Source organism: Gemmatimonadota bacterium (genome assembly GCA_009838645.1).
In the GTDB taxonomy this organism is placed as follows: domain Bacteria; phylum JAAXHH01; class JAAXHH01; order JAAXHH01; family JAAXHH01; genus JAAXHH01.
Window position 1 is genome coordinate 17233 of sequence record VXRC01000029.1, and the last position, 14887, is coordinate 32119.

The following is a 14887-nucleotide window of genomic DNA, read 5'->3' on the forward strand; positions in this document are numbered from 1 at the left end:
CCGGCGGCTTCGTCGGCCCTGTCGGCCACGGCGGCTCCGGCGGCTTCGTCGGCCCCGGCGGACTCCCCGGCTCCGGCAGCCCCGGCAGTCCTGGCGGCTCCGGCAGCCCCGGCAATTTCCGCGTCCCCGGCGTCCCCGAAAATCGTCGACTACCAGAAACACCTGCCCCGGCATTTCAGGAAACGCCTCCGCAAATCAAACCGTTTCATTGTGGTGCACAGCACGGAATCGGGATTGAGAAGTGCATTGAACACCGTTTCGCGCAGGGGGTACTCCAACTACCTCGTCGCCAGGGATGGAACCATTTACCGCCTCCTGGACAAAAAGTACCTTTCGCACCATGCAGGACTGAGCATGTGGAACGGCCTCACGAACATCAGCAACCATTCCGTCGGCATCGAACTGGTGGGATACCACAACGACCCCTTTACCGCGTCCCAGTACGATTCCCTGAAATGGTTGATCGAAGTATTGCAGCGGGTGTATAAGATCCCCGATTACCACGTGCTGGAACACTACCGCGTCGCCTACGGCAGGCCGAACCGGTGGGTAAAACGGCTTCACCGCGGACGCAAGAAGGACCCCGGCGTATTCAATTTCAGCCGGGCCCGGGCCGGCCTGACCTCGAAGGATCCGCGCAACAGCATACTCTACGACCCGGACGTCAAGGCGGGGCGGCTTATACCGGATCCCGATATCGATATCGCCAGGGTCCGCCTCGTGGACCGCGGAAGGTACGACATAGAAGTCGCCCAACTGTCTGAAAACGTCATTACCCGGCGCAACACGGCGTGGCGCATCGCCCGGGGCGAATACGACGATCCCATGACGGTGTACCGCTTCCCCAACGGGACGGTCATGCGGGGGAACCAGATCAGGAACTGGGACCGGATCCCGGTTGGGACGAAGGTCTATCTCAACCGAGATCGCACCGAAGACGTCCAGGCGGTCACCGCCACCGTGCCCGTCATCATCCAGGGAACTACAGCCTTCGACATCGCCGGTCCCGCCTACAGACGCTCCGACACCTTCTACATCTTTCCGAAGGGCACGATTAAACACGGCAGGCAGGTCCGCCGATGGAACCGCATTCCGCCGGGGACGCGGGTGCTCGTCCGGTACAACGCGCCGGTCGCGTTGAACAGCGCCGGCCGCCAGGCCGTTCGACAGGACGATACCGTGTTCCTGGTGCCCCGCAGCGAAGTGCTGGTCGCCGCCAACGTGCCTGATGTCTCTCGGCTTAAGCGCGGCACCCTGGTCTTCACCAAGAAATAGGTTCGACAGACAGCCGTAGTATATCGCGACGCGCCACGGAGGAGGAGACTCATGGAGCTAATGGAACGTGGTATCGTCTTCTTCGCCGATACCGCCTGGTCGTACCTGCTGTACCTGCTGATCGGCGGCGGCCTGTTTCTCCTGCTGTATTCCCGTTTCCTGCCACTCAGGCATTTCAAGCATTCCATCGAAATCATCCGCGGGAAATACGACGACCCGAACGAACCCGGCGACATCACCCATTTCCAGGCGCTGGTCAGCGCCCTCGCGGCCACCATCGGCATGGGCAACATCTCCGGCGTGGCCGTCGCCATCGCGGTCGGCGGGCCGGGCGCCATGTTCTGGATGTGGGTCAGCGCCCTCGTGGGCATCGCGACCAAGTTCTTCACCTGCTCCCTGGCCATCATGTACCGGGGCACGGACAGCGCCGGCAAGACGCAGGGCGGGCCGATGTACGTCGTCCAGGAGGGGCTGGGCCGGAGCTGGAAGCCCCTGGCCTTTTTCTTCGCCGTCGTCGCGGTGATCGGATGCCTGCCCCTGTTCCAGGTCAACCAGCTGGTGCAGATCATGCGTGACGTGATCTTCACACCCATGGGCGTGGTCGGCGAAGATCATTTCTGGTTCGACCTCACGGCCGGCGTGGTGCTGGTGCTGCTCGTGGGTACCGTCATATTCGGCGGCATCACCCGGATCGCCGACGTTGCCACCCGCGTCGTCCCGGCCATGGTGATCCTGTACATGTTCTGCGCCCTTTGGATCATCGCGGCGAACTTCTCGGAAGTGCCCCGGTACCTCTTGCTGATCGTCACCGACGCCTTCTCCGGAGAAGCCGCGGCGGGCGGCGCCGTGGGCGCGGTCATCATGACCGGCGTGCGCCGCGCCGCCTTCTCGAACGAAGCGGGCATCGGCACCGAATCCCTCGTCCACGGGGCGACGAAGACCCGGGAACCGACGCGCGAGGGCCTGGTGGCCATGATGGAGCCCGTCATCGACACGATGATCGTGTGCACCTGCACAGCCCTCGTGATCATGATGACCGGGGTATGGCAGACGACTTCCGACAACGGCGTGACGCTGACGGCCAACGCCTTCGAATCCGCCATGCCGGGCTTCGGTTCCTACATGCTGATCGTGTGCGTGCTCTTCTTCAGCACCAGCACGATATTCACCTATTCCTATTACGGAACGAAGTGCCTCGGCTTCCTGGTAGGAGCCCGGTGGCAGTTTCTGTACAACTACTTCTACGTAGGCTGCATCATCGCCGCCTCGGTCGCTTCGCTGGATGCCGCCATCAGCCTGATCGACGGCACGTTCGCCCTGATGGCCATCCCCACCATGCTCTCGGCCCTGCTCCTGTCACCCAGGGTGATGGCGGCGATGCGGGACTACCGGAAACGCTTTCAACTGGGATAAGAAGGGATAATACCCATGACGTGGCCCGTTTTACATCACTACGACCAGGATCATCTCGCGCGCATCGCCCTGCCCCTGGGCGGCATCGGCACAGGTACGGTTTCCCTGGGAGGGCGGGGCGACCTCCGGGACTGGGAGCTGATGAACCGGCCGGGCAAGGGGTTCATTCCCGGCCGGGACACCCGGTGTCCGCCTTCGTTCGTACTCTATGCGCGGCCCGAAGGCGGGGCCGAAGTGACCCGCCTGCTTGAAGGCCCCCTGGAATACTTCGAATACGAAGGCGCCAGCGGCAGCCCCACGGCCAATCACGGCCTGCCCCGCTTCGCCCGGTGCGCCTTCGACGCGGCCTACCCCTTCGGCAGGGTCCATCTGTCCGACGACGACGTGCCGGTCGACGTGCGGCTGGAGGCGTTCAATCCCCTCATCCCCTGCGATGCCGACCGTAGCGGACTGCCCATGGCGGTCCTCCGGTACGTACTGGCCAACCGGACCGACGTTCCCGTTTCGGCGGCCGTGTGCGGCTCGATCCCCAATTTCATCGGCATGGACGGCACGGACGGGGCCTGCAGCGAAAATCGGAACCGATACCGCGCGGGAGACGGGTACCGCGGGCTGTTCATGGCTTCGAAGGGCGTGGACCGGGAGGCCGCGCAGTGGGGCACGATGGCGCTGGCCACGACGGCGGAAACGGTCAGCTACCGCACCGCCTGGCGGGAGGCCGGCTGGGGTACTCCGCTCCTCGACTTCTGGGATGAATTCAGCACCGGCGGTGTGCTTACGGACCGGGAAGCCGGCAACAATGACCGCCCCATGGCCTCCCTTTCCGCCCGCATCGACCTGGCGCCGGGCGAAACGTCCAGCGTGACCTTCGTGCTGGCCTGGCACTTCCCCAACCGCTATACCTGGACGCCCGCGACGAAGGAGGACCTGACGGTGGGCGGCGATACGGAGACCGCCGAAGAAGACGCCTGCTGCGAGGAGGGCGAGGGCTGCTGCGAGGATAGCGGCGACAACAGCGGTGAATGCTGCGACAATGGAAGCGAGGGCGGAGACGACGGCTACGTCTGTTGCGACACGGGCGACCGGATCGGAAACTACTATACGACGCGGTTCGAGGACGCGTGGGACGTGGTGGAGCAGGTCGTGCCCGATCTGGACAGCCTGGAAGTGGACACGCTCCGGTTCGTCGAGGCGTTCAGCGGCTCGGACCTGCCGGAGGCGGTCAAGGAAGCGGCCCTGTTCAACCTGAGCACACTGCGCAGCCAGACCTGCTTCCGCACGCCCGACGGCCACTTCTACGGCTGGGAGGGCTGCCACGACGCGGCGGGGTGCTGCCTGGGCTCCTGCACCCACGTCTGGAACTACGAGCAGTCCACGGCCTTCCTCTTCGGCGACCTGGCGCAGACCATGCGTGAAGTGGAATTCGCCCACGCCACCGACGAAAACGGCCTCATGAGCTTCCGCGTCTGGCTGCCGCTGGCGCGGGCCCGCAACTTCAGTCGCGCGGCGGCCGACGGCCAGATGGGCTGCGTCATGAAGATGTACCGCGATTGGCAACTTTCGGGCGACGACGAGCGGCTCCGGGCGTTGTGGCCCGACGTGAAGAAGTCGCTGGCCTTCTGCTGGATTCCCGGCGGATGGGACGCCGACCGCGACGGCGTCATGGAAGGCTGCCAGCACAATACCATGGACGTGGAGTACTTCGGGCCCAATCCCCAGATGGAGTTCTGGTACCTGGGCGCATTGCGCGCCGCGGAAGAGATGGCCCGCTACCTGGGGGACGACGGCTTCGCCGGAGATTGCCGGGATCTGTACGAGCGCGGAAGCGCATGGACCGACGCCCATCTCTTCAACGGCGACTACTACGAACACGAGATCCGGACGCCGCGGAGCGCGGAGGATATCGCGGAAGGACTGACCGTCGGCATGGGGCCGAAGGACCTGTCGAACCCGGACTACCAGCTCGGTCCGGGCTGCCTGGTGGACCAGCTCGTCGGCCAGTACATGGCCCATGTCTGCGGCCTGGGATACCTGGCGGACGCCGGCAAGGTACGCAAGTCGCATGAAAGCATCCTGGCGTACAACAGGCTGGAGGGCTTCCAGCGCCACACCAACGTCATGCGGTCCTACGTCCTCGGCGACGAGTCGGCGCTGCTCATGGCGTCCTACCCGAAGGACCGCCCCGACAACCCCTTCTCCTACTTCACCGAGGTCATGACCGGTTTCGAGTACACCGCGGCCATCGGCATGATCTACGAGGGCATGGTCGATGAGGGCCTGGCCTGCATCCGGGACATCCGCAACCGGTACGACGGACGGCGGCGCAATCCCTTCGACGAGGCCGAATGCGGACATCACTACGCCCGGGCCATGGCCGCCTGGGCCGCCCACCTCGCCCTGACCGGCTTTCATTACTCGGCGGTTACGAAGACCATGGCCCTGACCGACCAGCCGGGCCGGTATTTCTGGTCGACCGGATATGCGTGGGGGACGTGCGTGGTGTCGCGTAACGGTGCTGGACTGCAGACCGAACTGAGCGTCCTCCACGGAGCGCTCAGGCTGTCGCGGCTGCGATTGGGGGATTCGGGCGAGGCGGCGTTCGATCCGGTGCTTGAAATGGCGGCGGGTGAAGAGCGGACCGTCCTGGTCCAGGACTAGCGGCCGGGCCTACGGCTCCACCACCATGAAGTTGACGGATTTGGAGACGGAATCGTCTCCGTAGCGATCTGTCAGCGTCACGGTAAGCACGTATTCCCCGGCTTCGAGATCCGTGGTGTCAAGGGCAGTGAATTCCGCCTCTTCCTCCGCATGCCCCGCTCCTTCGAAAAACGACATGACCGTCTGCATGTCTCCTGGAGGTCTCGCCCTCCTGTTTCGAAAGGCGGGCATGCCCTTCGGCGTGATCTCGTACAGCGTCTCGTAGGAAGTCCGTCCGTCTTCGTCCATCTTCAGGTTATACACCTCGTAGTACACGTACACCAGGTGTCCTCGCGGGTACAGCCGTCCCGGATTGGGCACGACGCTCAGTCCCTTGCGCACAAAGGGACCGGGACTCGCCGAGGGCGTGATGGCAGTGGACAACTTGAGATCGCTGATGAGCAGGCCGCCGCCGCTGTAATCCGTGAAAGACACGGACTTCTTGTAAACCCCGATACGCCTCGTGGCTTCGTCCCGCATTTCCACGGCGGCGGTGAACACGCCCGAAGGCGCAGTCAGATTCGCGGCCAGTGTAAAGGCCGCTCCCTGGAGTTCCCGGTTGCCCGCCTGCCTTTCGGGGCGGTCTATGGGTCCGAACCTGTACGCGCGGGAGAGGACCGGCGTCTGTACCGTATCTCGCACGGTGACCTGGTTGTTCAGCCAGGTCCGGTCGCCCTTTTCGTCGGTGATGTCGCCGAACTGCCAGACCGGAATGCTGTAGGTGAGATCCACTTCGGTTGATCCGTCCTCACCACGGAAGGACACCGCGTCGAAGGCAAACTCGAGGAGTTCACCGCCGAAGTCATGGGTGTAGACCTCGGGACTGCGGGCGATCAGTTCGGTTGCGCGTTGACGGGGGTGGAACCGATCCTGGCGGACCATATCCCGGGTGAAGTTGCTGACGGCCTTGAGTGGATAGTCGAATTTCCCATCTTTCAACGTGTCCACGAAGAACAGTTCCAGGTCGTGCCGTACGTAGACCCAGCTTTCCACCACGTATCCGGGCTGGGTCTCCATCTCGCTTCGCGCGATGAGCCAGGCCGCTTCCACCCGGTTCACCGTCCGTTGCATCATGGGCAGTGGCGACTCGCTGTCATGAAGCTGCAGCCTGTAGCCGGTCAGGAGGTTCTTTTCGCGAATCGCGTCCACGGCCGGGTTTCCGGTAAGCATGTGGGGGATGTCCGGATCTTCATAGTGGCGAAACACGAAGCGCCGCCGGTCGTCGGGCGCTCCGTAGCGGATGTAGATCTCGCCGCGGCGGTCGTAGGGTTGCTGTCCCCCGGAGAAATGAACCCTGGCGTACATGACGCGACGGTAGTGCTCGACCAGGCGCTCGTTCTCTTTCGTTGCCGGATTCGCGTCCCGCTCGTTCCAGAAGGTACGCCACAGGGATTCGCGTTCCGGTCCGGTCGCCGATTCCCAGGCCTGCAGTTCCTCCAGCGGCGCGACATGGCGCAGATCCCTGTAGACCGCCCGTTCATCCGCGTCCAGCAGGGCGACATAGTCTTCCAGGGCCTCCTGCAGTTGCCCGTAATCTCCTTTGGATCCAAGGGACAGCACCTCGAATTGCGCCAGCATGGTACGGACCCTGGCCGGCGCGTCCTCACCCAGTTGCCATACCAGCCCCCTGAGTTGCACAACCCCGAAATCGTAACGTTCGGAACGATGATTCACGTCGGCGAAACGCAGCAGCGATTCGTCGTGATCCGGATTGACGCGGTATTGGTACATATACGCCGCGATCGCTTTCTCGTGTTCCGGCTCCGGCGGGCTGTCGTAGCAGCGGCCGAGTTGGAAGTAGGCGTCCGGATGCGAGGGGTTCAGCTCTACGGTTTTCTGGAAATACCGTCTCCCGTCTTTATCGCTGCCGATCAACCTGCTCGTCCGGACCTGGTCCATGTAGGTCATGCCCAGGTAGTAGTGAATATCCGCGTTATCGGGTTCGGCTTCGATCGCGTTCCGCAGCGCCTTACGGGCGTCGAGCCGCCGGTTGGGAGAGCGCATGTACACCATGGCCATGCCGACGTGGCCGGGCGCCCAGTGCCTGTCCAACTGTGTGGCCCGCCTGAACGCCTTCAACGCTTCATCATCGTTTCCGAAGGCCAACCAGGCCATACCAAGCCAGGAACGCGCCGGCGCTGATCTTCCCTCGTCGCGCACCGCCTGCTGGAAGAGGGGCAGGGCTTCGTCGAATCGACCCTGCTGGTAAAGGGATTTGCCGGTTTCGAGGGGGGTTTCCAGGGGGGAAGGACTTTCAACAGATGCCGGTTGGCCGGTAGCAGGCTGTGATGCCACTTCCAGCGTCATCGCGCATGCGGAAATCATCAGCAGGAAGTGTCGAGCAATCAATTTCGTAACTCCTTCAGAATGGGTACGAGAGCGCCGTTTGTAATTCAAGTTAACGCGGGACGGACCGAACATCAATAGTGTGATACCCTACTTTACTCAAGTAGGGCATCCTGAAGTCAACAACGATGCCGGGGAGAAGAATTGAATATCCAGGAGAGTAGGACGCTGCCGGGGGATGCTGAAAAGGCGCTCGATTCATTTCGGGCGCCTTTTCTATTTGGGGCCTACGCCGCGGCTTCCCGCACGATGCGCCCGTCGAAGAGACGGATGATCCGGTGGGCGTGGTCGGCCAGCGTCTGGTCGTGGGTCACCATCATGATGGTCGTGCCCGCCTCGTTGAGGCCGCTTAGCAGTTCCATCACCTCGGCGCCGTTGGCCGAGTCCAGGTTACCCGTCGGCTCGTCGGCCAGGATCAGCTTTGGATTGCCGATGACCGCCCGCGCCACGGCTACGCGCTGCTGCTGGCCACCGGAAAGCTGCTGCGGGAAGTGGTTCCTGCGGTGAGGGATCTGCATGTGCTCCATGGCCGCGTCCACCCGCTGCTTGCGCTCCTGCTTGGACGTGCCCAGGTAGATCAGCGGCAGCTCGATGTTCTCGTAGACCGTGAGTTCGTCGATCAGGTTGAAGCTTTGGAAGACGAAGCCGATGTTGGCCTTGCGCAGGTTGGCCCGCTGGCGCTCGGAGTGGCCGGACACTTCCTGGTCCAGGAAGTAGTACTCCCGGCCCGAGGGGTTGTCGAGGAGGCCGAGGATGTTGAGCAGGGTGGACTTGCCGCAGCCCGAGGGTCCCATGACCGCCACGAACTCGCCTTCGTCCACGGCCATGGTCACGTCGTTCAGCGCCGTCGTCTCCACCTCTTCCGTCGTGTAGAGCTTATTGAGGTTGCTGGTCGTTATCATCATATGCCCCTTTGCGATTCAGATCGGTACTCACTGCTTCTCAATCGTACATCAGCGACTCCACCAGCGGACTCGCGTTTTTCCTCAAAACCTGAAAGGCCACCGTGCCCAGCACAAGTACCAGGGCCGCCGAACCAGCCAATACGAACTCGCCAACGCCCAGCGCGGCATTGAATTCGTACATCCCGAGCCAGAAGCTCAGCAGCATATAGGCGGGCGGGCAGGCCAGCAGGATCGCGACCGCCAGGGGCAGCGCGAACTGCCTGCCGATCAGGGCCGTCGTGTTGAACGTCGATGCGCCCAGTACGCTTCGGATACCGATTTCCTTCGTTCTCCGGTTGATGTTCAACAGGCTCAGGCTGTATACGCCCAGCAGGGCGACTGACAGCGTGATGATGGAGATGTATAGCGCCACGTCTCCCAGCAACCGTTCTCTTTGATAGAACCGGCCGATGTCGTCTTCCAGGTAGTAGTACTCAAAGGGCAAACCCCCGGAGATTCGGTCCCAGGCCGATTTGACGGTCGACAGGGTCTCCCGCAATCCCTCCGGTCTTGTTTTGATCAGGAGAAACCGGATTCTGTCGGGAGCAAGACGCAGGACTACCGGCTCCAGGTCGTATTGCAACGACCGGTAATGGTAATCTTCCGTCACGCCGATCACGCGGGCTTTGTCGACGGGAATAGCCTCTCCGATCGGATCTTCCCACCCCATTTCCCTTACCAGCGCTTCATTGACGATCACGCCTTCTGTCTCATCCGTGGCGTGTGCTCTTGAAAAATCGCGTCCTTCCGCCAACGCAATGCCCAGCGTGGACAGATAGTCGTAATCCACGTGGTATTCGTAGGCCGAAAACCGCTTGCCCGACCTGTCGGTGTGGCCTATCTGACCCAACCCCCTCATCGGTCCGAATGAGCTCGACGCCGCCGAGACATGGGTGATCTGAGGGTAGTCGTCCAGCGCCTCTCTCACAGGCCCGAGCATCCCGGCGTCGGGCATGCTTACGACAAGCACATTCGACGCGTCGAAGCCGAGATCCTGGTCGGCGAAGTATTGAAGCTGGCGAAGAATGGTGAACAGGCAGATCATCAGGAAGATCGAAAGCGTGAACTGCATGGTGACAAGCACTTTGCTCAAGATCGTCAATGCCCCGGCCTTTACATGATGCGTCAGGATGGAGGTGGGATCGAGGCGGGACATGTAGAGCGCGGGATAGCTTCCGGATACGAGGACGACCAGACCCGTCAGGCCGATCAGCGCCAGGAGCGTCGACTCGCTGTCGAAGTAATCGATACGAAGATCCTTGGCGAACAGGCCGTTGAATCCGGGAAGCAGCAGATGGGCTAATGACAAACCCAGTATCAGCGCGGCCACACCCACCAGCAACGCCTCCCCCCAGAACTGTCCGATAAGCTGAGCGCGGGTTCCGCCCAGCGTCTTGCGCACGCCGACTTCCTTTCCGCGAAGCGCCGACCTGCCCAGCGTCACGTTGATGAAGTTGATGCACGCGATGAACAGAAGGAGGAAACCGAGCGTTCCCAGCACATACGAGACGACAATGTCGCTCTTTGGAAAGAGGTCGAACAATATCGAAGAATCCAAATAGATGCCGGCCAACGGCTGAAGTCCCATTACGCTGGCATCTATCCCCCGAAACCTGGGGAAGTGATTTTCAACGAAGTCCGGAAACTGGGCCTCCAGGGTCCCGGCGACCTCCGGGGTGGTCAATTCCACGAGGGTAGCCGCGACAGACTGGCTCCAGTTCCGATTCCAGTTGTCGCCGGTCTCCGTAAGGGTCTTCATCGAAATCAGAAAGTCGAACTGAAAGATGGTATTGGCGGGAACGCGGACCACGCCGGCCACCTGGTGTCTCCGGTCGTCCATGGTCAGCCAATTCCCGACGGGGTCGGCGTTTCCGAAGTACTTCTCTGCGATTTTCTCATTCAGTATTACCTGGGAACTGCTTTCGAGGGCGCCTTCGAGATAGCCGGATACGGCCTGAAAGGTAAGTATCTCGAAAAACCCAGGGTCGGCACGGAACACCGTTTCTTCGCGGACGGTCACGTCTCCATGACTCACCAGAACCGGCCCGGTATTGGCATATCGAACGGTTCGGACGATGCCCGCATAGGCGTCTTCCAGCGCTGGTCCAAGGGGAACGGGCGTAATCCCGATCGTGCGATACTCCCCCATGAAGGCCGTTTGGGTGACGCGAAATACGTTAGCGCCCTTTTCATGGAAGCCATCGTAACTCAGTTCCTGCCGGACGAGCAGGAAGATCAGGATGCACAAGGCCATGGCCACGGACAGGCCGAGTACGTTGATGACGCTGTGCCCTTTGCCCCGCATGATGTTTCTCAGGGCGGTTTTCAGGTAGTTCCCGATCATCGTTCTGCTCCTTTCGGCTTCACGCAGGTTGTTTCTGAAGCACAGAGAAGGGGCCATGCGATTGTGCAGACGACCCGGCTCGTACCTGCAGCTGTGCCTTCTTCCTGCTAAACAATAGGAAGATCAGACCGATTGCCTATAGGGCGATTACCTGATTTGGCGCGGGATTTTCCCTTAAATCTCGAGAAAATCCGTATGTTTGTCGGAATTGTCGGGAGGGGATAACAGAACCTGCGGAGGACTTTGCTACAGATCGACCAGGCCCTGTCTGATTGGCAGCGCGCCGGCTATCTTCAGATTTACTCATCGAGGAAAGTAAGGCGATATTTCAGGGCAATACGGACGAGGTCCGGCAGATTGCGGGCTTCCAGCTTTTTCACAAGATTGGTCCGATGTGTTTCGACTGTTTTGGCGCTGATGTTCAGAATGTTAGCCGCGGCCTGATTTGTATGGCCTTCGGCAATCAATTGCAGAACTTCTCTTTCTCGGGATGAGAGTCGATCTACGGGGCTAAGCGTCCGATCTCCTGTTTCATTCTGCAGGTATCCCGACAATACCGCTTGAGCAACCGCAGGGGACAGGTATACTTCGTCTATGCTGGCAGAACGTATAGCGAGGAGGAGTTCTTCGACTAGAGATCGCTTAAGGAGATACCCCTTTGCACCATTCTTAAGCGCCTGGCGCACCATATCTTCGTCGGAATACATGGACAGGATGACAACGCGCGTCCCGACATCCAATGACTGTATTCGGTATGTGGTTTCTATGCCGTTCAATAAAGGCATGGCTATGTCCACCAATGCTACGGCAGGCCTTTTTCGCTGAACCAATTTAAGTGTTTCCTGGCCATCCGACGCTTCGCCGACGACTTCAATATCATCCGTGGTCTCAAGCAATGATTTGATGCTTTCGCGGAACAGATGATGATCATCGGCAATGACGACCCTTATCATGTCTCCTCCAGGGGTATTGAAGCGATCAACAGTGTACCGGTACCTGTATCTGAATGGATATCCAGAACGCCCCCAAACGGTTCCAGGCGTTCCTTCATGTCGATTAAACCGATACCCGGGGCAAACTGGTCCTCAGGTGTCGAATCAGAATCGAATCCCCGGCCGTTATCGAGAATCGACAGTTGTATGGTCCGGTCTGTCTGTTTCAATCCCACTTCGACGTGGGTGGCGTGACCATGTTTTGCGCAGTTCGCAAGTCCTTCCTGCAAAATACGATACAGGCAGATATCAATTGTGTTGGAGAACCTGGGACAATCAATGCCATTATACACAACCGAGATACGGGTCCGATTAGCAAAGCTATTGCACAAACCGTCCAGCGCCGCGTTCAGTCCGACCGTATCGAGAATTGGCGGCCGCAGATCGTGGGCGATGGTTCGCAGTTTTTCCAGGGTTTCGTCGGTCATCGTTACCACGTCTCGAAGTCGTTCCCGCGTATCTTCGGAAACACCGGCCAAATCTTTCTGCGTAAGTTCCAGACTTGTCTTTAATATTAAGAGATCCTGACCGGTATCGTCATGCAGGTCTCGTGCAATGCGACGGCGCTCGGATTCCTGCGCGTCGACGAGTCGACGTGAAAGTGCCCTCATTCTATCGGCCTGCACCTTCAGCGATGCGCCCATTTCCTGGTTTTCCATTGCCAGTTCCAACTCCCCGGCCAGGACATGCAACTGTTCTTTTTCGTCGTTGCTAAACGGTTCTTCCGACCGCTTTGCTCCCAGTGCCAATGCCCCTCTGTAACCGGACTCGCCACCCAGTAAGATGATCAGCTCGAAGGGCGGATCGCCGGGTATACCGCTGGAAATGATGTCTCCATATCCGATTGGGGATTTATCGACAGCCGTAGTCTTCAAGAGGTGCTCGACCGTACCGGTGGACTCAATGAAAAAGGATCTGTTGCGGGCCGTGTTTTGCTCGGAAGCTTCCTCTACGCCGTACCACGAAAGCGACAGTGGTTTCTCCGAACTTTCATTGAGATAAATCGCCATGCAGGACAGGTCCAGCCCCTCCAATAGTTCCCGTCCGGTTTTTTCAAGCAGGGAATCCGAATCCTGACACCTCGACAGGGCTCGTCCCAGTTCTAACAGCCGCTGCCGATTCAGAAGTTCATTTCGTAAGAAATACCGGTCCATGGCCTGGATGACCGGCGTCTTCACCCAGTTCCAACCTCCCATGAGAATCAACATCAGCCCTGCGACAACACTCACCACAATGAGGTCGGAGGCTCTGAGAACAAACTCTTCTGATGAAATCGTGTAATAGAGTATGACAAACACTGCAAAGCTCAATATGAGAAACACACCCTGATTGGTGATCAGATATCTTATGGTCTTTCCGACGACGAATCTCAGGCCGAACACCCGATGTGCAAGAATCGCGTAGGCAAATGCGAGCGCCAACAGACACTGCATTCCCGCCGGGATAATCCGGTCAATGAACCATACGATCAACGGCAGCATCTGACCGTGGTCGGGAATCAGCCCCCATGAAGCCAGCATTCTGCCGGGTTGTGCGATCAACCAGGACGGTGCGAGTATGAGAGCCAGGAAGAATCCGGCTTCAATGATGTGCAGCCGTGTTCGTTGTTGCCGGCGTGCGACGTAATGTTGTACGATCAGAAGGCATCCAGCCGTCGCCATTAAGACAATCGCCGGAACGGGTGCGGGTACCAGTTGCGCAAAACTGTCAACTACTCCAACCCAATCGTGAGCCCAATCATAGATCAAACCCAAAAAACTGATGAGCCCCATTACCCCAAAGACGAACAGGGGAATGAGGATGAACCAGATCCTCCTTTGGATCCATGATCCGATTTTTGTAGTGGTGGGATAGACGGTTAAAATCAACAGGATCAGGATGGACTGCAGATTAACCGCCGCAAATACAACGCCTAGACTAAGTGGGATCGTCCAGGCCGGCCATGCGGCAATCAGATAGAAGACAGCCGGCGATACTATAGCCATCGTGAGGACAAGCAACGCGCACTGGAATGCCACCGTATTCTTCATGCCGTGGTATCCCAACCAGGTGCCAAAGCCCAGAAGGACAATCGAGAAGATCAGGAACGGGCCACGCTGAAGCCAACTCATTAGCTCGCTGCTGATCACTGTTTCTTGTTGATCACTCCCGCGGGTTTCGCGTGCGTAGTCATTCGGCTCGAGTGTGAGGATGCCGGTGTGTATCTGGCCGTCCCGAATCCATGTAAGATCAAGGCGATCCCCGGGTCTATACTCTGAGTGCACCTGAAAGTAGGATGAAGGATTCGACTCCAGGTCCGTGCTGTCGATGGACAAGAGTTTATCGCCTGCCCGCAGGCCTGTTTGGTCGGCCGGGCTGCCGGGTGTGACGCGTTCGATGATATAACCACCTGCCCACTTTATAAACATGAGTTGTAACCAGGTGCCTTCGTGAAGACGGCTGACTGCACCTCTCGACGATCCTCCCGTAGGAATCGTCTCACTTCCCCGAAGCTGGATACCGGACGACCAGCGGTCAATCTTGGCCAGTCGAATCGTCGACCAGGTAACCATGCCGATGTGTAAACACAACAACATGATCAGCGTACTCAGTATCAGATAACGGTAGATAAGCGATTTCATCCAATGCCATCCCGAGATGTGATCTTTGAATAAAACCGGCCAGATGATCGTCAATTGAAATACAGGATGTAAATGTATACCGGTGTAGGGTGGGATTTTACAAAAAAGTGCCGCTGAATCGCAGGCGTCAAGGAGAGTTCAGCCAATGCGAGTCTGAGATAACCGGTGAGTCTTGCAGACACAGTCACAGCCCGAACGGTCACAGTTCGGTCCGCACGCTGGTTCCGGATCCCTGGTCGGGCGAGTTGTCAATGG

Annotated in this window: 9 protein-coding genes and 1 pseudogene; 5 read left to right on the forward strand and 5 right to left on the reverse strand. The window is 59.5% G+C overall.

Translation table 11 applies throughout. The features are described 5' to 3' along the window. Positions 1 to 90 precede the first annotated feature (90 nt). The 5 genes and pseudogenes from F4Y38_08400 (at position 91) to F4Y38_08420 (ending at position 5346) form a co-directional block, all read left to right on the forward strand. Positions 91 to 588, forward strand: a pseudogene (locus F4Y38_08400) (N-acetylmuramoyl-L-alanine amidase). Then, positions 546 to 764 carry a hypothetical protein gene (locus F4Y38_08405; GenBank protein ID MXY49307.1) on the forward strand — a complete coding sequence of 73 codons (219 nt, stop codon included), beginning with the start codon at positions 546 to 548 and terminating at the stop codon, positions 762 to 764. Before F4Y38_08400 ends, F4Y38_08405 begins: the two are co-directional and overlap by 43 nt. Then, positions 721 to 1275 (forward strand): hypothetical protein, encoded by a 555-nt coding sequence (locus tag F4Y38_08410; protein ID MXY49308.1) that lies wholly within the window; start codon positions 721 to 723, stop codon positions 1273 to 1275. The genes F4Y38_08405 and F4Y38_08410 overlap by 44 nt, the downstream gene beginning before the upstream one ends. A gap of 51 nt (positions 1276 to 1326) precedes the next feature. Further along, a complete protein-coding gene (locus tag F4Y38_08415; GenBank protein ID MXY49309.1) occupies positions 1327 to 2688 on the forward strand; it encodes an alanine:cation symporter family protein in 1362 nt (453 codons plus the stop codon). A gap of 15 nt (positions 2689 to 2703) precedes the next feature. Then, a complete protein-coding gene (locus tag F4Y38_08420) occupies positions 2704 to 5346 on the forward strand; it encodes a hypothetical protein (GenBank protein ID MXY49310.1) in 2643 nt (880 codons plus the stop codon). 9 nt (positions 5347 to 5355) lie between these two features. Here the strand turns inward: F4Y38_08420 and F4Y38_08425 are convergent, their stop codons facing one another. The 5 genes from F4Y38_08425 to F4Y38_08445 form a co-directional block, all read right to left on the reverse strand. Then, positions 5356 to 7806 carry a tetratricopeptide repeat protein gene (locus tag F4Y38_08425; GenBank protein MXY49311.1) on the reverse strand — a complete coding sequence of 817 codons (2451 nt, stop codon included), beginning with the start codon at positions 7804 to 7806 and terminating at the stop codon, positions 5356 to 5358. Between the two features lie 152 nt (positions 7807 to 7958). Then, positions 7959 to 8633 (reverse strand): ABC transporter ATP-binding protein, encoded by a 675-nt coding sequence (locus F4Y38_08430; GenBank protein MXY49312.1) that lies wholly within the window; start codon positions 8631 to 8633, stop codon positions 7959 to 7961. Positions 8634 to 8673: 40 nt separating this feature from the next. Continuing rightward, positions 8674 to 11076: an FtsX-like permease family protein gene (locus F4Y38_08435; protein MXY49313.1), complete on the reverse strand. Its 2403-nt coding sequence runs from the start codon at positions 11074 to 11076 to the stop codon at positions 8674 to 8676. A gap of 242 nt (positions 11077 to 11318) precedes the next feature. Continuing rightward, positions 11319 to 11972 carry a response regulator transcription factor gene (locus F4Y38_08440; GenBank protein MXY49314.1) on the reverse strand — a complete coding sequence of 218 codons (654 nt, stop codon included), beginning with the start codon at positions 11970 to 11972 and terminating at the stop codon, positions 11319 to 11321. Then, complete coding sequence (locus F4Y38_08445; GenBank protein ID MXY49315.1) at positions 11969 to 14632, reverse strand: PDZ domain-containing protein; 2664 nt, start codon at positions 14630 to 14632, stop codon at positions 11969 to 11971. Before F4Y38_08445 ends, F4Y38_08440 begins: the two co-directional genes overlap by 4 nt. Between the last annotated feature and the right edge of the window lie 255 nt (positions 14633 to 14887).